The organism is Pseudomonas sp. 5Ae-yellow, from assembly GCF_014077575.1.
GTDB lineage: Bacteria > Pseudomonadota > Gammaproteobacteria > Pseudomonadales > Pseudomonadaceae > Halopseudomonas > Halopseudomonas neustonica.
In genome coordinates this window covers 14,575-35,728 of sequence record NZ_JACGWE010000032.1, presented here as the reverse complement: position 1 = coordinate 35,728, position 21,154 = coordinate 14,575, and the positions used below count along the sequence as shown (strand labels likewise).

Here is a 21,154-nt window from a genome sequence, read left to right as displayed (position 1 = left end):
GACATCAGCTATTACCTGATGACACGGTACAACTGGCTAAGACCACATCAATTCAATGATGGTTTAGCACCTGCCAAGGCAGAGGAAAAACTTTATCCACTGTCCGGAATCAGTTGACCACTACACAGGTGAGGAAATGGTTACCTGGAAATAGATGATGGCACCTTCGAAAATCGATGTTATTTTTGCTCTAGTCAGCACCAGCTGGATGAAGATAACTGACATAACAATCGCGTCAATTAGCACGCTTGCAAGCTCGCGTTTATTACGCGCGCCTTAGGAGAAAAAGTGGATAAGTCCTTAATGGACCTTGAAGGCATGTCTCAACCATTAACTAAGCTGGTCGAGGTTGTAGCTGATGGTGTTGGGGGTTTATATGCACCGTTCGGAACGGTTCGCGCGGCAAAGGCTGATGCGAAGGCAATGATTATTCGTACACAAGCTGAAAACGAAGCCGCATCTCTCAGGGACAGAGCTAAGGGAAGATTAGAGTATCGCGAATCAATTCGCCAAGAGAACATAGAGTCTATTTCGGTTAAGGCTGCTGGCGAGCTTCCTACAGAAGTTTCTGACAAGCCTGTTGATAAAGACTGGATATTGCAGTATTTAAATCGCGCTCAAGATGTCAGTGATAGTGACATGCAACTAATTTGGGCGCGAATATTAGCTGGCGAGGTAGCATCGCCAGGAAGTTACTCAAAGCGAACCCTTCAATCACTAGAAACCTTAGATAAGGAAGAGGCTATTGCTTTTACTAAGCTGTGCTCCTTAGCGCATAAGGAAGAGCAAGGTTGGAATCTGTTATTCGATGACGACTATATTCGTAGTTGCGCTGCTGAAGCTCTGAACTCAAATAGCTATATTGATCATTTTATTACCATAGGTCTGATCGGCTCTGAAAAATATTCGCCTGGAAACTCGGATATATCAGGTACGAAATTATCTTATTTTGGAGAGCATTTCGAGCTTGTCGGCCCAAAAGTTAAGCAAACCCCAAATTTGAAGCTCGAACTGCTTCAATTGCCGGTTTCATTTAGAGTGTTCACTCAAATAGGGCAGCAGCTATCGCAGATTTCTGGTGCAGAGCCCAACCCAGATTTCATGCATGGCTGGTCAGAATATATAAAAGAAAAGTTGGAAATTGATGTCCGCGTTATAATCTCCTAACAAGGCGTCGAATGTAATTCGGTGAACGAAAAATCGGAGTCAGATAAAAATCAATCTTTGTGGTGCAGCCGTCCGGGATGGGGTTGGCTCACATAAATTTTCATTTGACCCCGACTATTGAAACGACGCGCCTTAAAAAAAGGATGGATTGCCAATGTATGAAAATGAAAAGAATGAAATCAAGAAAATCATTAGCCGAATTGGAATTGATGAAGCCTTTAACATACTTGCAGAACTAAAAAGAAATGCGCCCGCTTTAAAGTTTAAAATTCCTTGCGTGGACTGCAATGAAAACTTACAGATTATAGATCAAACAAAAAATTCAATTTTATTTACTTGGTGCAGCGTCTGTAGCAGTGAACAGGTTGTTTATATTGGAACAGTTAGATTAGCTAGGCAATCAAATGCTTCCGGTTCGAGCCGCCGAAGTGTTGCCATAAGGTCATTTGATGCGAACAACAAAGAGCGCGCAATTGAATTGTATAATTTTCATGAAAAAATTGAACTTAAATCAAAGGATAAATTTTCCCTTATAATAAACAGGGTAAGCAATTCAGCATATTCTCCTTTCAGAGTAGTTATAAGAAATGAAACAGTAAGTCATATGGCGACAGGATTAGCTACAGAAGAAAATATAAGTGCACTACTGAAAGAAATAAGCATTCCTAGTGGGAGCGAAATACTAAGACTGCCAGAAGAGAAAGATCCGGATGTAATTGAGGACAAAAAGAATGAAATCTTGCTTAACAAGGCAAAGGTTATATCGGCGGACGTGTTAGTCGGTAAAGCTACTTATATCGACGCAATGAAAAAAATAGATGCTATTTATTCTGACGAAAGTTGTTCTTACTGTACAGAAATAGAAGAAGTATTGGAGCTATGGGGAGAGTACAACGCCAATGTTTCGACATATGATGAAAGCATCACTAAACTCAAAGAAATTAGAGCGGAGCTTGAGGATCAGGATATATACTCTGAAATTTTTGAGGATATAGAAGAGGAGTTTAAGCGGAATGAAATATATATATATGATAGCTTGCGAAAAGCACTAGAGGAAATATGCCGGGATCGCTAACCAGTGGTTCAGATCGTTTGTTCCGCTCGCTGGTGGCAAATCTTCATCAGACCCCGATTACCTATAAAGTAAGGCAATAGTCCAAAATCAAGGGAATAACCGGGGTCAGATGAACGTTAATTAACGAGTATTGCCTCACTCAAAAAATTAGCGAATGTCCGGCGAGCTAGAGCACGCCCTTAGCCAGACGAGAAAGAAGCTAGATGGATATAAAGCTGACCAATAATTCAAAATATGAAAATCATTTGACCTTGCTTTCTTCTTTAATTGAGAGCTCTGACGAATCGATTCTGTGCTCGGGTTGGATCAAGCCGGAAGGAATTCAGGCGATCCGTTCTGCGATAGAAGCGGCACTTAGAAAGAAAGCAAAAATTACAATTATTTCGAATGAGTTTCATACCAAGGGCAGCTCGGCTAAAATAATTTCCGAGTGGCCGGAAGTTTCTCACTTTATGGCTAAAAAAAAGCATGGCACCATTCATTCGAAAATTTACTACTTTCAAACAAACGACTCGTATGATGCAGTAATTGGTTCCGCAAACATCACACAAGGTGGCCTATCGAGCAGTGATGAATTGAGCGTACATCTGACAGGGAAAGTAGGTGAAGATATTCAAATAAGAATAAAAGAGTATTTGGATGAAATGCAAAATTATCTACAAGCGCAGCCCTAATGAACAATAGCATGCTACCGCGATCATCTACACATGTGTGGGGAGTTGAGATTTTTTTAGCTATGTAATTGGTGTCAGATGAACATTCTTTTGGGTTGACGCCAGAGATAAGGAAGTCCAACAAAGCATGTGTGCCATGCACGGACTCAACGTCCCCGTCTACGCGGGCGAGTAGCGCAGGGCTGGCGGGAAAAGGTGCTCGCGGTGTCTGAGCGAAGCGAGTTTGCGAGCGGCCGGCTAGGTGTGCCCCCGCCAGACCGAGCAACGCAGCGTACCCGCAGGGCCGCGCAGTTGGGGTGGCCTAGGGGGTGCAGGGGGAAATGGCCAAGCATTTCCCCTTGCTCGCCATCAGGCGAAAGGCTGATTTGAATACGCCGCAGCGGTGCGAGATAGACGCAGAGCGCCTGAGACTGCATTCCCACGCAGGAACATGGGAACGATCATTACCGCACCGAATGAAGCAGAGTTGGTACGGACGCAGAGCGTCCTAGGCGGAATTCCCACGCAGAGCGTGGGAACGATCATCAAGCCGCAGCATTACGAGGCGGACGCAGAGCGTCAAGATATGCATTCCCAGGCAGAGCGTGGGAACGATCAGGGTCATCAGCGCGCCAGCACCAATCACTTACCCAACACCAACTCCCGCGACAGCAAGTTATGCTCCTCAATAATCAACGGCAGCTCCCGCGTCAGCAGACGCCCATCCTCAATCACCTGCCGCCCATTGATGATGCTGTGCGCCACCCGCTGCGGAGTACAAAACACCAATGCCGCCAACGGATCAGCTAGGGCACCGGCCATGGCAATGTCATCGGTACGAAAGGCAATGATGTCGGCGCAGTAGCCTGCCTGAATACGGCCCAGCGCATCCTCGCGACCCAATACTTCGCCCCCCCCACGGGTGGCGATATACAGCGCCTCGCGTGCACTCATCGCACCGGGGTTTTCATCGCGCACCCGCGCCGAGAGCATCGCCTGGCGAGTTTCATCGAGCAGGTTATTGGTGTCATTCGAGGCGCTGCCATCTACACCCAGCCCGACTTTAACGCCTGCATCCTTCATCTTGCGGATCGGCGCGATACCCGAGGCCAGCCGCATGTTGGAGCAGGGGCAGTGCGCCACGCCGGTACCGGTGCGCGCGAACCGCGCAATGCCCGCATCATCCAGATGCACACAGTGCGCATGCCACACATCAGCCCCGACCCAACCGACCGACTCGGTGTACTCGGTCGGGGTCATGCCATAGCGCTCCTTGCTGAAGGCCAGGTCCTTGACGTTCTCGGCGGTGTGGGTGTGCAGGCCAACGCCGCAGGAGCGTGCCAGCGCAGCGCCTTCGCGCATCAGGTCGGTAGTGACGGTGAAGGGTGAGCAGGGGCCAAGCGCGACCTTGATCATGGCGTCGGCCGCGCTGTCGTGCAGATCTTCAACCACGCGCTGCATTTCCCGGAGGATCGCCTGTTCGTCCTGCTCGACCAGGGCATCCGGCGGCAGCCCGCCCTGGCTCTGGCCCAGGCTCATGGCGCCGCGCACGGCGTGAAAGCGCATGCCCATTTCCTCGGCGGCCTGCACGCTGTCATCCAGCCGCGTGCCGTTCACATAAAGATAAGCGTGGTCCGCCGCCGTGGTGCAGCCTGACAACATCAACTCCGCCATAGCGGTACGAGTCGCAGCACGCTGCATCGCCGGAGTGATGTTCTGCCAGACCGGAAATAGCGCGGTTAGCCAGTCGAACAGCTCGGCATTCTGCGCGGCGGGCAGGGCGCGGGTCAGCGACTGAAACATGTGGTGATGGGTATTGATCAGGCCTGGGATCAGCACGTGCCCGGTCATGTCGATGACTTTATCAGCCTCACTCGGCAGCTCGCTAGCGGGGCCAACGGCCTCAACCTTGTTGCCCCGGATGAATACTGACGCGTTGGCCAGCTCACGCAACTGGTCATCCATAGTGCCGATTACCAATGCATTTTTCAGCAGCAGAGTTGCTGTCATTTCAAAACCCTTATTCAGATTAATTGACCATTAGGACAGAAAATATTGACAGCTAAAGCATGCAATTATGAGGCCGCTGAAACCGATGTTAAATACGCTGGCCAGCCACTTTATTGCCCCTAATCCGCGCATTATCGATCACGCAAAGCTCAAAACCAGAGCACTCGTAATTTGATAAGGGCCTTTAATTAATCACTGGCACGCGCTTTGCTTTTCAATAACTGATTATTTGGTCAGGTATTTAGGCTTACCACTCTAATGCCCGGTTGGAAAGCTAAGTCCAGCACTTGGCTGCGCCACCCTCGCGCTCTGAAAAGGGCAAGAGACATATATTGCCACGCAGCCGCTATCACCTCAGATGCGCGACTTTTCTAGGCAGGCGGGGTAATTCTGTGCCTGCGTACTTCAATACATCATGTACACCATAGGGAGATGACATGACATCGCTACCCATTATTTCGATCGCTGGCTTAAACAGCGAAAACCCTGCTATCCGCTCCGCTACTGCCGCAGAGCTGGGCAAAGCTTGTCGCGAGGTTGGCTTTTTCTATGCTATCAACCACGGTATTGCAGATCATGTAATGGCTGGCGCTTTCAGTAATGCAAAGTCGTTTTTTGAGCTGCCGCTGGAAACCAAACAGTCGCTATCAATCAAGCTGTCGCCACACGATCGCGGCTACGTAGCCATGGCTGATGAGAAGCTCAACCCGGACGCGGGCGCCGACATGAAAGAAGCCTTCAATATTGGGACTGACTTCCCGGCGGACCATCCGGAAGTCGTCGCTGGGAAACCCTTTCGCGGGGTTAATTTCTGGCCAACCATCGAGGGCTGGAGAACCTATATGCTGGAGTATCACCAGGCTTGCCTGGACCTTGGCCAGCTAATTCATCGCGGCTTTGCAATTGATCTTGGCCTAACCGAAAACTTTTTTGACGCTCACCTGGCAGAGCCTATCGCGACTCTGCGAATGCTGAGATATCCGGCTAGTACTGACACCGAGCATAGCGCCCGCGAAGATGCCGGGGCTGGCGCTCACACGGATTATGGCAACCTGACCCTGCTAGCCACTGATAAGGTCGCTGGCCTGCAGGTAGCGACTCGTAAGGGCCAATGGATCGATGCGCCACATATTCCCGGCGCGTTCGTCTGCAATATCGGCGACTGCCTGATGCGTTGGTGCAACGATACTTATGTTTCAACGCCTCACCGTGTAAAGGCGCCAGAGCAAGAGCGTTACTCCCTCGCTTTCTTCCTTTCGGTTGATCCTGACTCCACGGTCGATCCCCGTGATGTAATGCCAACCGAACAACCCAAGTATCCGCCAATCAGTTGCGGCGATTACTTGGCCTATCGTCTCAACGAGACTTATGAGCACCGCGTAGACATTGACGCAACATAAAACGCGCCGGTAAACGGTTAGCGTGTAATTTGAACACTGCGATCCGTGCCAATAATGAAAGCGATGAACCCAACGTCAGATAACTACGTTGGGTGTTAAATCGTTCGACACCACGCAGCAAAACACTAGCCACGCAGATTATTTGACCGAAAGGACAGGAAAATACCCGGGGCACAAAGCGCAGTGGCGCGACCGCCAACCACACGCTGAAAACGGACTATTTCAGCGCAACATTGCACCTAACTGGAGCATACCGCACATCAAACCCGGCAAATACGTACCAGACCAGCGGACTCTCCATCCGGAGAGTACATTGTCATGATAAATAGCGTCGCCCCCTAGATCTCTTGCTCGTGCTGAAACCTAACCTCATTGCCCTCCCGCACTACCAAGAGCCAGCGCAACATGAGGCTCAATCCGAAACGTTAAGTCTCTGCCACAAAAATCACATCCACCGTGCCCTCAATGGACGGGATCCAATCCAGCCTCACGTCCGCTCTCTCAAACAGCTGGCACGCGCCTTGCTTTTCAATAGCTGATTAGTTGGTCAGGTTATGAGTCATGTCGCCCTACTCATGGGTTCGAAGGCTAAACCAGGGGCCTCGTGCGATGAAGCACGCGGTTAGCTGCTTCACGTGAACCTGCAGGAGACATGAGTATGGCAGAGCAACAAAACGCGATTCCGGTCATCGACTTTTCACCTTTTATCGACGGCAATCCAGCCGAGCGCAAAGCGGTGGCGGCGCAAATGCGCCGAGCCAGCAGCGATTGGGGTTTCTTTTACCTCGCGGGTTGCGGCATGCCCGAAGGTAACCTGCGGGAGGCTTTTGCTGCCTCGCAGGCGTTATTTGCGTTAAGCGACGACGCCAAGCAGGCCGTGGCCTGGCAGAGCGCCGAAAGTAATCGTGGTTACGTGGGCGTGCGCCGCGAACGACTTGACCCGAGCAAGCCCGGCGACCTCAAGGAAGCCTTTAACCTGGCGCCCGAGCAGCCGGGCGGCGCGCCCAACCTGTGGCCCGCCGAGCTGCCCGCGTTTCGCCCGCAGATGGAGGATTTTCTGCAGCAATGCGTCGCCACAGCCGACGGCGTGCTGCAGGCCTTCGCGCTGGCATTGCAGCAGCCAGAGGACTTTTTCGTCAGCGCCCATAATCAGCATCACCACACCCTGCGGCTGTTGCATTATCCGGCGCTGCCCGACAGTTTCAACGCCCAGGCCGGAGAGAGCCGGGCGGGTGAACACACCGACTACGGCAGCATCACTTTGCTGTTTCAGGATACCGCCGGCGGCCTCGAGGTGCGTACCCGCGCTGGCGAATGGATCGCCGCCACTCCGATCCCCGGCACCGTGGTGGTGAATACCGGCGACTTGATGCAGCGCTGGACCAACCACGTATTTTGCTCCACCCCGCACCGCGTCAACCTGCGCTCAAGCCACCGCGAGCGCTACTCCATCGCCTTCTTTTGCCACCCCAACCACAGCGCCAACATCCGCTGCATCAGTACCTGCAGCGATGCCGAGAATCCACCACGCTACGCGCCGATCAGCGCTGGCAACCACCTGCTTGAACGCCTTAACGCTACTTACTGATTGACCCTGACAGGAGTATTACCCATGCAGCACAGAGGATTGAAACTCACCGCCCTGGCCCTCGCGCTGGGCTTTAGCGCGGCCAGCGCCAGCGCCGCCGACCTGACCCCGGTTACCGTAACCACCACCTGGTATGCGCAGGCCGAACACGGCGGTCTTTACGCCGCCAAGGCTGCTGGCATCTACGAACAGCACGGACTGGATGTCACCATCAAAATGGGTGGCCCGCAGGTCAACAACGTGCAACTGCTGATGGCCGGCAAGACCGACTTCAGCATGGGCTATGCGCTGCAGTCGCTGAACGCGGTCAAGCAGGACATTCCCATGGTCACGGTGGCCGCCTGGTTCCAGAAGGACCCGCAAACGCTGGTGGTGCACGAAGGCGCTGGCATCGATGATTTGGCCGACCTGGAAGGCAAGGGCATTCGCATGCCGACCGCCGGACGAGTGGCCTACTGGCCATGGATGAAGGCTGAATACGGCTTTAGCGATGATCAGTTACGCCCCTATGACTACAGCTTCGGCCCCTTTATCACCGATCCCGAAGCAGTGCAGCAGGGCTATGTGACCAACGATGGCTATTTCCTCGACAAGGCCGACGTCAAGGGCAAAAGCCTGCTGCTCGCCGACTTTGGCTGGGGCGCCTACTCCTGCACGCTGGACGTTACACAGCAGTTGGTGGACGAGAACCCCGAGGTGGTGCAGGCCATGGTCGCTGCGACAGCAGAGGGTTGGGCCGCTTATTTCCGGGATCCGGCGCCAGCAAATGCGCTGATCAAGCAGGACAATCCGGAAATGCAGGATGACCTGCTGGCCTACAGCATTGCCAAGCTGCAGGAGGACGACATTTTGCTGGCGGGTGACGCTGAGGGTGGCAAGTACGGCAACATGACGGAGGCGCACTGGCAGACGTTCTTCGATGACATGGTGAAGGCCGAGACCCTGCCGGCAGATCTGGCCTGGCAGAAGGCCTTTGATCTGCGCTTTGTACGCGCGCTTTATCCGGAGTAGGTAATAAGCCAAACAACAAGGGCGCCTGCGGGCGCCCTTGTTGTTTCAGCGTTTCGCGAAATTCAGCAGCGCATCGGCAACGGCATCGGTGGCCACCACCTGCGGCACGTGCCCGGTCTCCAGGCTGACCACCTCGGCCCCCGGCATCAGTTGCTGCATGCGCCGCTGCACCGGCAAGACCACCGACCTGTCCTGGGTCGCCTCGATATACAGACGCGGCAGCCGGCCAAAGCGCTCCGCTGTCCATTCGGCCACCAGCGCGCGGGTGCCTTCTGGCTGCGCGCAAAAACGCTGCGCGGCAGCCATGGCCTGCTCACGCGGTAGATCCTGCAAAAATACTTCGCACACCGCCTGGGGCGGTACCGTGGAACTCTGCCGATCATCGCTCCACTGCAGATGTGGCCAGATACCCGCAGCCTCCGGGTGCTGCTTCTGTGCCTCATCGGCCAGCTCGGCAAAGCCCAACCCGCTGGGCAGCATCATGCCGGCGATATAGGCCACGCCCAGTACCCGCTCAGCCAGGGTCTCGGCCAGCTGGGTGGCAATCACGCCGCCGCCGGAGTGGCCAACCACCAGTAGTGGCCCGCTAACCTCGGCGCAGCAGGACTGAAGATGAGCAATGCAGCCCTGCATGGTGAGCTGCGCGGCAGCTGCCGGGTGCATCGGGTTACCGGGCATATCCGGCGCGATGACGGCATGGCCCTGATCTTCCAGCAGCGTTCGCAGGCTGTCCCACACCCAGCTACCAGCCCAGGCGCCGTGGATCAAAACGAAAGTTGGCGACTTAGGCATAGGTTCTCCGATACATGTCTTGCAGGTGCTGCTCCACCGTGGTCGCCGGGTATTTAGGCACTTCGCCTGCCGCCAGACAGCCCGGCAAACAACGCACCTCGTGTGCCGATGCACCGCTGTAGAAGAAGGGCACCGAGTAGCGCTCGGCGCCGGAGGTATTGATCACCCGGTGCAGCGTCGAGCGATACAGGTCGTTGGTCCAGCGCGCGATCATGTCACCGAGGTTAACCACAAAAGCACCAGGGATCGGCGGGGCGTCAATCCAGCTTTCATCCCTGGCGTTCCAGACCTGCAAACCGGGTTTGTCGTCGAGCAGCAAAATGGTGATGCCGCCAAAATCGGTATGCGCGCCGCAGCCCTTTTCGCCGGGTAGCGGCTGTTCCGGTTGCGGTGGGTAATGCAGCAGGCGCAGCGTGCACATGGGGTCAGTGCAGAAGTCGGCGAAGAAGTCTTCGGGCAGCTCCAGCGATAACGCCAACCCGGCCATGATGCGTTCACTCAGCGCCAGCATAGCGGTGTAATAGTCCTGCATCGCCGGCTGAAAAGCCGGGAGTTGCGCGGGCCATTGATTGGGGCCCTGATTAAAGCGTCCGGCGCGGACGTTGGGGTGATCGGCGGCCAGCTCTTCACCAATATAGAAGCCTTCTTTCAGATCGGGCGGCATGCCGGGCTCCAGCGTCTGACCACCGAGCTTCTCATAGCCGCGATTGGCCTTTGACTGCGCCTTGTCCGTTTCCAGCTTGGCGTCCATTGGCTGGGCAAAGAATTGCTGCGACTGCGCAAACACGCGCTGGATCAACGCTGGATCAATGCCATGCCCGCTGACGTAGAAAAACCCGGTGTGCTCGCAAGCCTCGCGCAGGGCCAGCCCCACGGCTACCTTATCCTGCGCTGCGCCGCCCAGCATGGGGCTCAAGTCGATGACCGGCAGCGTGTCTGCCGAGGAGGGATGTTGTGCTGCCATTATCAGTAAGGCTCCTGTGTTGCGTAACGCGGGAAAATGCCAATGCAGTTACTGTCCAACTGGTCAGGTATTCATTTTGCATGCCAACCTGCAGAAAAGCGCCATAGCTGCATTCAGCACGGCAAAATTCATCATCACTACTCGAGGAAACCCCATGAGCCAGTCACGCGTTACCATCGTTGTCGACTCCCGTTACGGCAGCACTCTGAGCCTGGCCAAGGCAATCGCCGAAGGCGCTGCCAGCGAACACGCAGAGGTACGACTGCGCCGCGTGGCGCTGTCCGAGCCTGAATTCAGCATCGATACCGAGCGCGCCGATTTCATTGCCGCACAAACCGAATACCGCAGTCTGGAGCAAGCCAGCGCCGCCGATCTGGAGTGGGCTGGTGGCATCATCTGGGGCTCACCCACGCGCTACGGTTTGATGAGCACGCCGCTGCGAGCCTTTATCGACGAAATCGCCCCGCTGTGGCGCCAGGGCGCGCTGATCGGCAAGGTGGGCGCGGCTTTCACCTCCACCGGCGGCATGCACTCGGGTAACGAGATGACCCTGCTCAGCCTGCTTTTACCCTTTATGCAGCATGGCATGTTGCTGGCTGGCGTGCCCCATAGCGTGCCGGAGCTGGTGCATACCCGCAGCGGCGGCTCGCCCTACGGCGCCTCGGCGGTAACCGGTTTTGACGGCAGCCTGGGCGTCGATGCCGGTGAGCTTGCCATCGGCCGCGCACTGGGTGCGCGCGTGGCGCGTATCGCCTCGCAGATTATTGCCGAGCCCTCCTCGGTTGACCTGGCCGCCGGCCAGTCACACTAAGCCGCTCGAGCAGCCGCCGGGCTATTTCATCTCGTCCGGCGGCAGCGCCGCAGCTTGTCTCTTTGCAGTGCAACTGCGCAGAAAATGCTGCAATGCGGTGCAGCTAATTTGCTGACTCTTTGTTCAGGAAATACTAATCAAGCCATAAAAGCGCCATGGCATAGCTATTGCTTCTGGGTTTGCCACGTCATCGAAAAACTGATTATCCGGTCAGTTTATGCGCTGTCAGAACAACAAGTTCATCGCAATGAACAACTGAGCCTGATTCTGGCTCCATCAACGCCCGTCCAACCTAATACCAATCACAAAGCAGGGGTAATTGATGAACAAGGTATCACCAGCAAACAACTCTCTCAGCGGCGTACGCGCCCTGACCAGAACCGCCGGCGCGCTGCTGCTTGGCGCAATCACGTTAGCAGCGCCGATCAGCGCTTCGGCCTTGGAGAAGGTCAGCTTCCGGACCAACTGGTTCCCGCAAGCCGAGCACGGTGGCTGGTATCAGGCGGCCACCGACGGCACCTACGAAAAGTACGGTCTGGAAGTGGATCAACAGCCAGGCGGCCCACAGGTCAACAACCTGCAGCTGCTGCTGGCCGGTCGCGCCGACTTTGTGGTTCTGCACTCCAGTGGCCAAATTCTCAAAGCCATCGAAGAAGGCTTGCCCATCGTCGCCGTTGCTTCGATGTACCAGAAAGATCCCCAAGCCATCATGACCCACAAGGGCGTAGGCCACGACAGCCTGGAAGACCTCAAAGGCGAGCCAATTCTGCTGTCACAGGATGCTCACCAATCGTTCTGGCCCTGGCTCAAGCAAAAGTACGGCTACACCGATGAGCAGGTGCGGCCCTATACCTTTCAGATGGGTCCCTTCATCGCTGACAGCAACCTGACACAGCAGTGCTACGTGACCTCCGAGCCCTTTGTGGTGCAGCAGGCCGGTATCGATCCCAACCTGTTCCTGCTATCGGACTTTGGCTGGCAGTCGTACTCAACCCTGATCGTGACCACTACGGAAATGGTCAAGGAGCATCCTGAGCGGGTGCAGAACTTCGTCAATGCGTCGGTTGAAGGCTGGTACCGCTACCTCAACGACCCCAGTGAAGCCAATGCCGTGATCAACACACTGGACGCCAACCAAACTCCAGAACAACTGGCCTTTTCCTTCAAGGAGATGACCGAGCGCGGCATTGTTGCCTCGGGGGATGCAATGGAAAACGGGATAGGCACCATGAACGATGCGCGCTGGAAAGCCGCCAGTGAGCAGTTGAAAAGTATCGGCCTGTTGAGTCAGGACACTGACTACACCAAGGCCTTCACTACCGAGTTCGTCAACTCCGAGCATATCAAGGAGCTGATGGCCAAGTACCCGACCGCCCAATAACCCCGCCGTAGTCCCGGCACGCTGCTGCGTGCCGGGACTGTATTTATTCAGAGGCAATACCCCATGCACAACCCGGTCACAGCGAACAGCAAGCAACAGGTGCTGATCGCCGAAACCCTGCTCCCCATGACACCCGACAATGCCGTAATCAACAACGGCGCAGTACTGGTCGAAGGTCAGACAATCATCGCGGTAGGACCCAAAGCCGAGATCATCGCGCTGGCGCCCGACGCCGAGCGCCACGACTACGGCCGCGCCGTGCTGATGCCCGGCCTGATCAATACCCACAGCCATTCCGGCTTTCTGCGCGGTACTGCAGAAGACCTGCCAGTGTGGGACTGGCTGCGCCTTTTTATTGATCCCATGCACCGCGTACTTACTGCCGAAGACGCCGAAATTGCCTCTTGGCTGTGCTACTCCGAAAGCCTGCTGTCAGGCACCACCACCTCGGTCGATATGTGGCGTCATATGGCCGGCTCAGCGCGCGCCGCTGAAGCGCTTGGCAACCGCGTGGTCATGGTGCCCTATGTCGGCGAAGCGGAAGGCTACGATTACTTCGATACGCTGGATGACAACGAAGCGCTGATCCAGCAATGGCACGGCAAGGCCGATGGCCGCATCAACGTTTGGGTCGGGCTGGAGCACATGTACTACGCCACGCCCGAGGCCTGCACGCGGGCCGTGGCCATGTGCGAGCGCTACAGTACCGGTCTGCACACCCACTCCAACGAAGCCGAAGCAGAAATCGGCGAAGCCATGAAACGCTTTGGCTGCAGCCCCATACGCGCACTGGAACGCCTGGGCCTGCTGGAGCCGGAACGGGTTCTGCTGGCGCACTGCGTGTGGCTGGATGAAGACGAAATCGCCCTGCTGGCCGAAAAGAACATCGGCGTCGCACACAACCCGTCGAGCAACATGAAACTGGCTAGCGGCTCAGCCCCCATTGAGCAACTGATCGCCGCCGGTGTCGCTGTAGGGATAGGCACCGATGGCGAGAAAGAGAACAACAATCTGGACATGCTCGAGGAGATCAAAATCGCCTCATTGCTGGCTAAATTGCGCTGTATGGACGCCGCTGCCTATGGCGCCTGGAACGTGCTGCGCAGCGCTACCATCGAAGGCGCGCGCGCCATCGGCATGGCTGATCAGATCGGCTCGCTGGAGCCGGGCAAGCAGGCCGACATCATTGCCGTACGCGCCGATACGCCGCGCATGACACCCTTCCTCACCGACGGCCCCTTCATGAACGTGCACCACAATATCGTGCACAGCGCGCTCGGCGGCGACGTTAGCATGACCATGGTCGCCGGCCGCATCGTGATGCAGGACCAACAACTACTGAACGGCGACCTGTCGCGCTACATGAACGACGCCGAAGCTGCCTGCCGGGCTTTGCTGGAACGACGAGCTGCCTGGTTGGCGGAACATGAAGATGGGGCGTTATCGCCGCTGTGAAAGAACGGGCGTGAAGGGACGCAGAGCGTCCCGACATGCGTTCCCACGCAGAGCGTGGGAACGATCAAAAGGCTTACCCTCCCAGCCTGCACAGCCCCCCAATCCCGTTTACGCGGGCGAGTAGCGCAGGCTCATTGGGGAAAAGGTGCTTGGACTGTCTGAGCGAAGCGAGTTTGTGAGCGGCCGGCTAGGTGCGCCCCCAATGAGTCGAGCAACGCAGCGAACCCGAAGGGCCGCGTAGTCGGGTGCCCCGGGGGATCGCTAAGGGGGGCCGAAAGGGCGAAAAACGAATTATCCGTCTGCACCGCAATGAGCATAACCACGACTTGGAGCTCCATCTAGCAGGGACAGACGCGGAGCGTCGAGGGATTCATTCCCACGCAGGAGCGTGGGAACGATCAACCCGCGAATGCATCCCAGGCCGAGCACCCACCGCAAACAAAAAAGGCGACCCGAAGGCCGCCTTTTTTATGTCCGCTCACTTACACACTGAGCAATACAAAGTCCTCCTTGGTCACCAGACACTCAGGGCACATCCAGTCATCCGGAATGTCCTCGAAGCGGGTACCCGGCGGGATGCCGGAATCCGGATCGCCGACGGTCTCGTCGTAAATCCAGCCACACACCTGACAGACCCACTGCGGCTTATCTTCAAACACTACCGGAGCAGCCTCCGCCACGACGCCTTTCTCACGCAGGCGTCGCTCAAACGCCAAACGGCCTTTCTGCTCTAGTTCAAAAGCATCCCAGGCGCGTTTGGTCACCCGCTGCTGGCGCTCCGCCGTGGTAGCGAAACGCTGCACCGCCATGCGCCCGAGCGATACATGAAACTTCTCGTCAGGGATGATCTTGCCGAGCATTTGCTGGGTAGCTTCCGGCACCCGAGGCAATAGCCCTTCAAAAGCATTCATCGCGCCCAGCTCACCGGTGATGTTGTGTGCCGCCACCCGTTCCAGCGTATCGTCTCCGGCCGCGTAGAACTCGCTGACCCATGCCACCCATTCAGGCTCCGGCTGCCAGCCTTCCATTGAGGCACCGAGCGTCTTGAGATGCGAGAGCAATAGCTTGTAGTGTTTGCCCTCATCCGCGACCTGCCGGCAGAGGCCGATAAAGACTTCCGACTCCGGCGTATCTCGCAGCCAGGAACCGATAAACCCAGCCGCTTCGCGCTCATACCAGCATTGAAACTGCAGCCACTCGATTAACTCTTCGCGGCCCAGCGGTGCATAACCACCAAAGCTCTTTTCCGCTTCTGACAGCTCGTCACGCCGTGCGGTCAGATCCGCCACCAGCTGATCATAGAACTGCACCGAGTCAAGCGTCGGCGCGGCGCTTTCAGCGAGCATATTCATACCGCCTCCTGGAGTTCCGCCGTTACGCCTTTCAGATCATGTACCGCGTCGTACCAGACGCCACCGCGCAGACAACCCACCGCACGCAAACGGCGGCTGGCCTCGATGGTTTCGTGCCCGTCGGATAACTTCACCGGGCCTTCTTCAATACGCAGCACGCTCACTTCCGCCGAACGCCCGACACTCAACTCGCCGTATAGATCACTGCGGCGAATTGCCTTGGCCGCATTCACCGTGTTCATCTTGATTACATCAACCAGCGGCACGCCCAACGCCCAGATTTTCGACATAGTGGTCGACAGCGAGAACACCGGGCCGTCTACGTTGAACACGTTGAGGTCGGTAGAAATGGTATTGGGCAGATAGCCGCGCTCGATCATGCGGCGCGCGGTGCGAAAGTGGAAGTCACCGGCGGAGTGACCAATATCCAGCAGCACGCCGCGCTCGTAGGCATCAATGAACGGCTTGGTTGGCTCACCCTTGTCATCCAACTGACCACCGCCACCACGGCAGGCGTGAGTAATGATGTCGCCCTCGCGCAGTTGATACAGCAGCTTATTGGTTTCCAGCACCGGTGTGTGCGGGAAGGAGCCCAGGTGAATCATGATCGGCAGATCACCCGCAATCTCGTGCGCAGCATCCAGGAAGGGCGAGCGATCCGGGTTGGTGGTAATAGTCGGGCGCACCTTGAACCCGACGATTACATCGCGGTTGGCGTCGATTACTTGTTTGGCCGACTCGATGTCGATATTGCGCTCGTCGTCGGCGATACGCAGGTAATGGCAGATAAAGGTCTTATTGGCCAGATAGATCTGCGAAGGGTCCATCAGCGCCAGCACCTTGGTCTTGGTGTCCGGGTGATCGATGATGGCGCGACGCGCCAACTCGATGATAGTGGTGCTGGCAGTGCCGGCATCGACAATCACCGGCACACCGGAATCCACCCCCATCAGGTCGGTGGGCAGGCAGAAGTCGCCCAGGCCCGGATAGCAGTGAGTGTGAATGTCGATGAGACCAGGCGTGACCAGATGGCCGCTGACATCCTTGATCTGTGCGCCGGGGTATTTGGCGCCAGCGTTGGCGCCCACCTCTACAATGGCGCCGTCCTGCACCACAACATCGGCTATAGCGTCCAGCCCTGACGCCGGGTCGAGCACCCGGCCACCTTGCAACACCAGATATGCGTTTTGCGCAGACATGGCTATTCCTCTTCACGGAAGACGAGAACCGTACACCAGGGCGGCGTTATGACAGAGGAGCGTCATCTTGACTCAGGAGTCTGATCCAGGAGGTTCTCTCGGCCCGGAAATTCCCTGCTATTCATAAAGCACGTTCTGTACCAGTTGGCGGATTGGTAGCCTGGCCTGGCAATCTGTTCAACCCAAGCGCCATCGCGTGTGCAATCAGAGTGCAGCGATGCGCCAAATCGTCGCAATCCAGTGCATAAATTTCCTGACCAATTGATCGAGAAATGGAAAAACAGCGCTTTCAGCCATGTGGCACGCTGCTTGCTCTCCAATAAATATTGAATAAATGGTCAGTAAATAAAATCCTCTGGAGTGTGAATATGCACGATACACGTAACCCTCTGATGTCTTCGGCCAAGCGCAATCTGTCCGTGCTGGCCGGTTCGCTGGCGGTCGCTGGCACCCTTGCTTCGCCTGTCATGGCGGCGGATCTGGATGAAGTGGTATTCGGCACCAACTGGTTCGCCCAGGCCGAGCACGGCGGTTTTTACCAAGCTAAAGCGACCGGTATTTACGAGAAGTACGGTCTGGATGTCTCCATCGAGATGGGCGGTCCGCAGGTTAACGGCATGCAGTTGCTGGTCGCTGGCAAGCGCGATTTCTCCATGGGTTATCCGATTGGCAACATCAAGGCCGTAGAAGAAGGCTTGCCGGTGAAAACCGTTGCTGCTGCCTTTCAGGGCGACCCGCAGGCACTGATCGCGCATTCCAACATCAAATCGCTCGAGCAGATCAAGGAAGAAGGCCTGCCGGTCTACATTGCTGCCTTCGCGCACACCACCTTCTGGCCCTGGCTGAAAACCAAATACGGCTATACCGATGACATGATTCGGCCCTACACCTTCAGCGTTGCGCCCTTCTTGGCTGATGACAGCATAGTGCAGCAGGGTTACCTGTCCTCCGAGCCTTTTGCGATGGAGAAAGCGGGCGTGAATCCCTCGGTATTCCTGCTGGCTGACTACGGCTACCCCGCCTATGCCACCACCATCGAAACCACAGACAAGATGATCGACGAAGATCCTGACCTCGTGCGCCGCTTTGTCCAGGCGAGTATGGAAGGGTGGACCAGCTATCTGCAAAACCCGGCACCCGGCAATGCGCTGATTCAGGAAGCCAACCCGGAAATGACCGATGAGCAGATCGCCTACGGCATCGAGAAAATGAAGGCCTACGGCCTGGTCACCGGCGGCGACGCAGCGGCAGGCGGTATCGGCGTGATGACAGATGCCCGCTGGGAGAAGATTCACGACTTCATGCTGACGGCCGGCCTGGTCGACGAAGACCTCGATATCCATGACGTGTACAGCCTGGATTATCTGCCCAAGGAACCCGTTCTGCCTTAAACGCTGAACCGGTAACCGCCATTCGTCGAACCCTTAAAGAACCAGGGTAGCCCGCGCCAAGCGGCTACCCACGGGAGTAAAAGATGACCTCTTCCAGAGTCACCCCCCTAAAACCTGCCGCAGCCGATCCGGCTGGGGAGCCCACCGTAAAGGCAGGCGCGACCAACGGCCGTCCGGTACTGCAGGTTGAAGGTGTGAACAAGATCTACGCCAATGGCACTGTCGCGCTAAAGGGCGCCGACCTGACCGTGCGCCAGGGCGAATTCGTCAGTCTGCTGGGGCCATCCGGCTGTGGCAAGAGCACCTTGCTGCGCATCATGGCCGGGCTCGGCGACGTTACCAGCGGCACTATCAAGTTCTGGGAGCAGGACTACGGCGTGGTGGGCGACAAGGGTCGCAAACTGGCCTTTGTATTCCAGAACGCTACGCTCATGCCCTGGGCAAGGGTGCGCAAAAACGTGCGGCTACCACTGGATCTGGAGCACCAGAGCGGCCCTGAAACCGAGCAGAAGATTGACCAGGCTCTGGCGATGGTCGGCCTCAGCGGTTTCGATAACTCATTCCCGCGCGAGCTATCCGGCGGCATGCAGATGCGTGCCTCGATTGCCCGCGCCATGGTTACCGAGCCAAACCTGTTGCTGATGGATGAACCCTTCGGCGCACTGGACGAGATGACTCGTAACAAGCTCAACGATGACGTGCTCAAGCTTTGGCAAAAGAATGGCTGGACCATTGTTTTCGTCACCCACAGTGTCTACGAGGCGGTGTACCTGTCCAGCCGCGTAGTGGTCATGGCCGCGCGCCCTGGCCGTATCGTCGATGACATCAAGATCGATCAACCCTTCCCACGCAACGCCGATTTCCGCGTGTCGACCGAGTTTGCCGGCTACTGCCGCCAGGTGTCGCAGGCACTGGAGCGGGCGAGTGCCATGGGTGCGGATCAGGAGCAACGCGCATGAAGCCGCTGATTCAAAACGAACAGTTCGTTAAAATCGCCGCCCCGCTGTTGGTGGGCATTCTGTTTTTGCTGTTCTGGCAGATCGCCGTGGTTGCCTACGAGATGCCCAAGTACATACTGCCCGGGCCAATCGAGATCGTGAAATCGCTGATCACTGACTGGAAAACCCTGCTCAATGCGTTGTTGATGACACTGAAGATCACCCTGCTGGCCTTCGTCATTGCCGTGGTGTTGGGCGTCGCGGCATCGCTGCTGTTCATCCAGAGCAAATGGATTGAGCTGAGCCTGTTTCCCTACGCAGTCTTGCTACAGGTCACGCCGGTGGTGGCTATCGCGCCCTTGATCATCATCTGGGTAGACGACACCACCTGGGCGCTGACGGTGTGCGCGGTGATCATCGCTATCTTTCCGATCATCTCCAACACCACCCTGGGCCTGCGCAGCGTTGATCCCAACCTGCTCAGCATGTTCCGTATGTACCGCACCAGCCGCTGGCAGGAGTTGCTGCGCCTGCGTATCCCCGGCGCGCTACCCTACTTCTTTGGTGGCCTGCGCATCAGTTGCGGTCTGGCGCTGATTGGCGCCGTGGTGGCCGAGTTTGTGGCGGGCACCGGCGGTGCCAAGGCTGGCCTGGCGTATCTCATCATGCAGTCCGGCTACAACTTGCAGATTCCGCGCATGTTTGCCGCTCTGGTGTTGATCACCCTGACCGGTATCGCGCTGTTTGGGATCATGGTCTGGTTATCGGACCGGGCGCTGCGTAACTGGCACGAGAGCGCGCTGGAAGTAGAACATTGAGTCGCAGCAACCCCGCCTCGCACACTTACGCTTGGGGGCTGGGTTACCTGCTGCTCGGATTCACCGCGCTGGCCTGGGGGCTGAACTTCCCGATTCTGAAACTGGGTCTGGAGAACAGCCCGCCGCTGCTATTTACCAGCATGCGCATGGCGCTGGGCGCCATCACCATGTTCAGCATCGCCGCCGCGATGGGCGTTTTACGCCTGCCACCGCGCGCCGACTGGCCGGTGCTGTTCTCGGTCGGCATTTTGCAGAATATGGCGTTTATCTCCCTGGTCACCCTCGGCCTGCAATATCTGCCAGCCGGGCGCGCCGCGATTCTCGCCTATACCACGCCCATCTGGGTGGTACCGGCTGCCGCCCTGTTTCTCGGCGAGCGCTTTACCCTGCCACGCGCGTTGGGCGTTGGCTTGGGGTTGAGTGGGCTGCTCACGGTGTTCAACCCGCTATCGATCGGTTGGGACAATCCCGATGTGTTCGTGGGCGGCGGCCTGATCATGCTCGCCACCCTGATCTGGACGGTCGGTCTGGTGCATGTGCGCAAGCACCACTGGCAGGGTGATGTAATGGCGCTGATTCCGTGGCAGGTATTGATGTCGGTGCTGGTCCTGACGCCCATCGCGCTCTATTTTGAAGATTCTGCCGAGATCATTTGGCAGCCAGCCTTTGCCTGGCAGTTGCTCTTCAGCGGCGCAGTCGCGTCAGGGCTGTGCGTTGCTGCACAGGTCGCGGCGATCCGTTCGCTGCCGGCCGTCAGTCTCTCTCTCAGCTCTGCCGCCGTGCCTGCTGTCGGGCTAATTACGGCCAGCCTGTTTCTGCACGAACAACCCACCCGTACCGACCTCAGTGGCTTCGCGCTGATCGCTGCCGGCATTTTGATCGTGGGTCTGGCCGACCGCCGCCAAGCATTACGCACTCGGCGAGCGGCACAGTCCTCCAGCAGCTGAACGGCTGATGGCCTACCCAGCGCGACGCGCTTTGGTCGCGCCCCGCGTCTGTGCGCCGCACCAATAAAGCGCACAGACGCTTCACAACGTGGGTCCTGCCACTCACATCCCTGATTGACTGCCGTCTGCCACACCCCCGCTTTACGCGCCCTGCAGCGAATTGCGCAGCAAAAAATACAAGCTGGCCCGCATATTGCTCCTG

The 21,154-nt window shown here is 56.8% G+C and carries 18 protein-coding genes; 13 read left to right on the top strand and 5 right to left on the bottom strand.

Going from position 1 to position 21,154, the window contains the following annotated elements; genetic code table 11:
* Window positions 1-288 precede the first annotated feature (288 nt).
* The 3 genes from H4J77_RS15335 (at window position 289) to H4J77_RS15325 (ending at window position 2,916) form a co-directional block, all read left to right on the top strand.
* The gene (locus H4J77_RS15335) at window positions 289-1,167 is read left to right on the top strand and encodes a DUF2806 domain-containing protein (protein WP_182249287.1); all 879 of its coding nucleotides are present in this window, start codon (window positions 289-291) and stop codon (window positions 1,165-1,167) included.
* A gap of 154 nt (window positions 1,168-1,321) precedes the next feature.
* The gene (locus H4J77_RS15330; RefSeq protein WP_182249285.1) at window positions 1,322-2,242 is read left to right on the top strand and encodes a hypothetical protein; all 921 of its coding nucleotides are present in this window, start codon (window positions 1,322-1,324) and stop codon (window positions 2,240-2,242) included.
* A 203-nt stretch (window positions 2,243-2,445) separates the two neighbouring features.
* Window positions 2,446-2,916, top strand: coding sequence for a restriction endonuclease PLD domain-containing protein (locus tag H4J77_RS15325; protein ID WP_182249283.1), 471 nt, complete (start codon window positions 2,446-2,448; stop codon window positions 2,914-2,916).
* A 621-nt stretch (window positions 2,917-3,537) separates the two neighbouring features.
* Here the strand turns inward: H4J77_RS15325 and H4J77_RS15320 are convergent.
* Complete coding sequence (locus H4J77_RS15320; protein WP_182249281.1) at window positions 3,538-4,905, bottom strand: 8-oxoguanine deaminase; 1,368 nt, start codon at window positions 4,903-4,905, stop codon at window positions 3,538-3,540.
* A 437-nt stretch (window positions 4,906-5,342) separates the two neighbouring features.
* Here H4J77_RS15320 and H4J77_RS15315 point away from each other — a divergent pair, with 437 nt between their 5' ends.
* The 3 genes from H4J77_RS15315 (at window position 5,343) to H4J77_RS15305 (ending at window position 8,904) form a co-directional block, all read left to right on the top strand.
* Window positions 5,343-6,305 carry an isopenicillin N synthase family oxygenase gene (locus H4J77_RS15315; protein ID WP_182249279.1) on the top strand — a complete coding sequence of 321 codons (963 nt, stop codon included), beginning with the start codon at window positions 5,343-5,345 and terminating at the stop codon, window positions 6,303-6,305.
* A 658-nt stretch (window positions 6,306-6,963) separates the two neighbouring features.
* Complete coding sequence (locus H4J77_RS15310) at window positions 6,964-7,893, top strand: isopenicillin N synthase family oxygenase (protein WP_182249277.1); 930 nt, start codon at window positions 6,964-6,966, stop codon at window positions 7,891-7,893.
* A gap of 24 nt (window positions 7,894-7,917) precedes the next feature.
* The gene (locus H4J77_RS15305) at window positions 7,918-8,904 is read left to right on the top strand and encodes an ABC transporter substrate-binding protein (protein WP_123888873.1); all 987 of its coding nucleotides are present in this window, start codon (window positions 7,918-7,920) and stop codon (window positions 8,902-8,904) included.
* A gap of 45 nt (window positions 8,905-8,949) precedes the next feature.
* On the opposite strand, the gene H4J77_RS15300 is transcribed toward H4J77_RS15305, so the two are convergent.
* Together H4J77_RS15300 and H4J77_RS15295 are read right to left on the bottom strand one after the other, a co-directional pair.
* Complete coding sequence (locus H4J77_RS15300; RefSeq protein WP_123888874.1) at window positions 8,950-9,696, bottom strand: alpha/beta fold hydrolase; 747 nt, start codon at window positions 9,694-9,696, stop codon at window positions 8,950-8,952.
* The gene (locus H4J77_RS15295; protein WP_182249275.1) at window positions 9,689-10,660 is read right to left on the bottom strand and encodes an isopenicillin N synthase family oxygenase; all 972 of its coding nucleotides are present in this window, start codon (window positions 10,658-10,660) and stop codon (window positions 9,689-9,691) included. Before H4J77_RS15295 ends, H4J77_RS15300 begins: the two co-directional genes overlap by 8 nt.
* A gap of 154 nt (window positions 10,661-10,814) precedes the next feature.
* Here H4J77_RS15295 and wrbA point away from each other — a divergent pair, with 154 nt between their 5' ends.
* From wrbA to H4J77_RS15280, 3 genes are all read left to right on the top strand, one after another.
* Complete coding sequence (wrbA, locus tag H4J77_RS15290) at window positions 10,815-11,471, top strand: NAD(P)H:quinone oxidoreductase (RefSeq protein ID WP_182249274.1); 657 nt, start codon at window positions 10,815-10,817, stop codon at window positions 11,469-11,471.
* A 322-nt stretch (window positions 11,472-11,793) separates the two neighbouring features.
* Window positions 11,794-12,852 carry an ABC transporter substrate-binding protein gene (locus H4J77_RS15285; protein ID WP_182249272.1) on the top strand — a complete coding sequence of 353 codons (1,059 nt, stop codon included), beginning with the start codon at window positions 11,794-11,796 and terminating at the stop codon, window positions 12,850-12,852.
* Window positions 12,853-12,915: 63 nt separating this feature from the next.
* Window positions 12,916-14,307 (top strand): amidohydrolase family protein, encoded by a 1,392-nt coding sequence (locus H4J77_RS15280; protein WP_182249270.1) that lies wholly within the window; start codon window positions 12,916-12,918, stop codon window positions 14,305-14,307.
* A gap of 482 nt (window positions 14,308-14,789) precedes the next feature.
* On the opposite strand, the gene H4J77_RS20410 is transcribed toward H4J77_RS15280, so the two are convergent.
* Both H4J77_RS20410 and H4J77_RS15270 read right to left on the bottom strand, forming a co-directional pair.
* Window positions 14,790-15,659, bottom strand: a complete 870-nt coding sequence (locus tag H4J77_RS20410; protein ID WP_404940788.1) for a rubredoxin — start codon at window positions 15,657-15,659, stop codon at window positions 14,790-14,792.
* Window positions 15,656-16,858: an amidohydrolase/deacetylase family metallohydrolase gene (locus H4J77_RS15270; RefSeq protein ID WP_182249268.1), complete on the bottom strand. Its 1,203-nt coding sequence runs from the start codon at window positions 16,856-16,858 to the stop codon at window positions 15,656-15,658. Before H4J77_RS15270 ends, H4J77_RS20410 begins: the two co-directional genes overlap by 4 nt.
* Before the next feature lie 368 nt (window positions 16,859-17,226).
* Between H4J77_RS15270 and H4J77_RS15265 the strand changes: the two genes are divergently transcribed.
* The 4 genes from H4J77_RS15265 to H4J77_RS15250 all read left to right on the top strand — a co-directional run bounded on the left by H4J77_RS15265 (window position 17,227) and on the right by H4J77_RS15250 (window position 20,952).
* Entirely contained in the window at window positions 17,227-18,249 is a 1,023-nt protein-coding gene (locus tag H4J77_RS15265) for an ABC transporter substrate-binding protein (protein ID WP_123888880.1), read from the top strand.
* An 83-nt stretch (window positions 18,250-18,332) separates the two neighbouring features.
* Window positions 18,333-19,208: an ABC transporter ATP-binding protein gene (locus tag H4J77_RS15260; RefSeq protein ID WP_123888881.1), complete on the top strand. Its 876-nt coding sequence runs from the start codon at window positions 18,333-18,335 to the stop codon at window positions 19,206-19,208.
* Complete coding sequence (locus H4J77_RS15255) at window positions 19,205-20,005, top strand: ABC transporter permease (protein ID WP_182249266.1); 801 nt, start codon at window positions 19,205-19,207, stop codon at window positions 20,003-20,005. The genes H4J77_RS15260 and H4J77_RS15255 overlap by 4 nt, the downstream gene beginning before the upstream one ends.
* On the top strand, window positions 20,002-20,952 hold the full coding sequence (locus tag H4J77_RS15250) for a DMT family transporter (protein ID WP_182249264.1): 951 nt from the start codon (window positions 20,002-20,004) through the stop codon (window positions 20,950-20,952). The genes H4J77_RS15255 and H4J77_RS15250 overlap by 4 nt, the downstream gene beginning before the upstream one ends.
* Window positions 20,953-21,154: the final 202 nt, after the last annotated feature.

What these genes read in the sequence shown, in the direction of transcription:
- H4J77_RS15330 (WP_182249285.1), top strand. Translation starts at nt 1,322, where the DNA reads ATGTATGAAAATGAAAAGAATGAAATCAAGAAAATCATTAGCCGAATT.
- H4J77_RS15325 (WP_182249283.1), top strand. Translation starts at nt 2,446, where the DNA reads ATGGATATAAAGCTGACCAATAATTCAAAATATGAAAATCATTTGACC.
- H4J77_RS15320 (WP_182249281.1), bottom strand. Translation starts at nt 4,905, where the DNA reads ATGACAGCAACTCTGCTGCTGAAAAATGCATTGGTAATCGGCACTATG.
- H4J77_RS15315 (WP_182249279.1), top strand. Translation starts at nt 5,343, where the DNA reads ATGACATCGCTACCCATTATTTCGATCGCTGGCTTAAACAGCGAAAAC.
- H4J77_RS15310 (WP_182249277.1), top strand. Translation starts at nt 6,964, where the DNA reads ATGGCAGAGCAACAAAACGCGATTCCGGTCATCGACTTTTCACCTTTT.
- H4J77_RS15305 (WP_123888873.1), top strand. Translation starts at nt 7,918, where the DNA reads ATGCAGCACAGAGGATTGAAACTCACCGCCCTGGCCCTCGCGCTGGGC.
- H4J77_RS15300 (WP_123888874.1), bottom strand. Translation starts at nt 9,696, where the DNA reads ATGCCTAAGTCGCCAACTTTCGTTTTGATCCACGGCGCCTGGGCTGGT.
- H4J77_RS15295 (WP_182249275.1), bottom strand. Translation starts at nt 10,660, where the DNA reads ATGGCAGCACAACATCCCTCCTCGGCAGACACGCTGCCGGTCATCGAC.
- wrbA (WP_182249274.1), top strand. Translation starts at nt 10,815, where the DNA reads ATGAGCCAGTCACGCGTTACCATCGTTGTCGACTCCCGTTACGGCAGC.
- H4J77_RS15285 (WP_182249272.1), top strand. Translation starts at nt 11,794, where the DNA reads ATGAACAAGGTATCACCAGCAAACAACTCTCTCAGCGGCGTACGCGCC.
- H4J77_RS15280 (WP_182249270.1), top strand. Translation starts at nt 12,916, where the DNA reads ATGCACAACCCGGTCACAGCGAACAGCAAGCAACAGGTGCTGATCGCC.
- H4J77_RS20410 (WP_404940788.1), bottom strand. Translation starts at nt 15,659, where the DNA reads ATGAATATGCTCGCTGAAAGCGCCGCGCCGACGCTTGACTCGGTGCAG.
- H4J77_RS15270 (WP_182249268.1), bottom strand. Translation starts at nt 16,858, where the DNA reads ATGTCTGCGCAAAACGCATATCTGGTGTTGCAAGGTGGCCGGGTGCTC.
- H4J77_RS15265 (WP_123888880.1), top strand. Translation starts at nt 17,227, where the DNA reads ATGCACGATACACGTAACCCTCTGATGTCTTCGGCCAAGCGCAATCTG.
- H4J77_RS15260 (WP_123888881.1), top strand. Translation starts at nt 18,333, where the DNA reads ATGACCTCTTCCAGAGTCACCCCCCTAAAACCTGCCGCAGCCGATCCG.
- H4J77_RS15255 (WP_182249266.1), top strand. Translation starts at nt 19,205, where the DNA reads ATGAAGCCGCTGATTCAAAACGAACAGTTCGTTAAAATCGCCGCCCCG.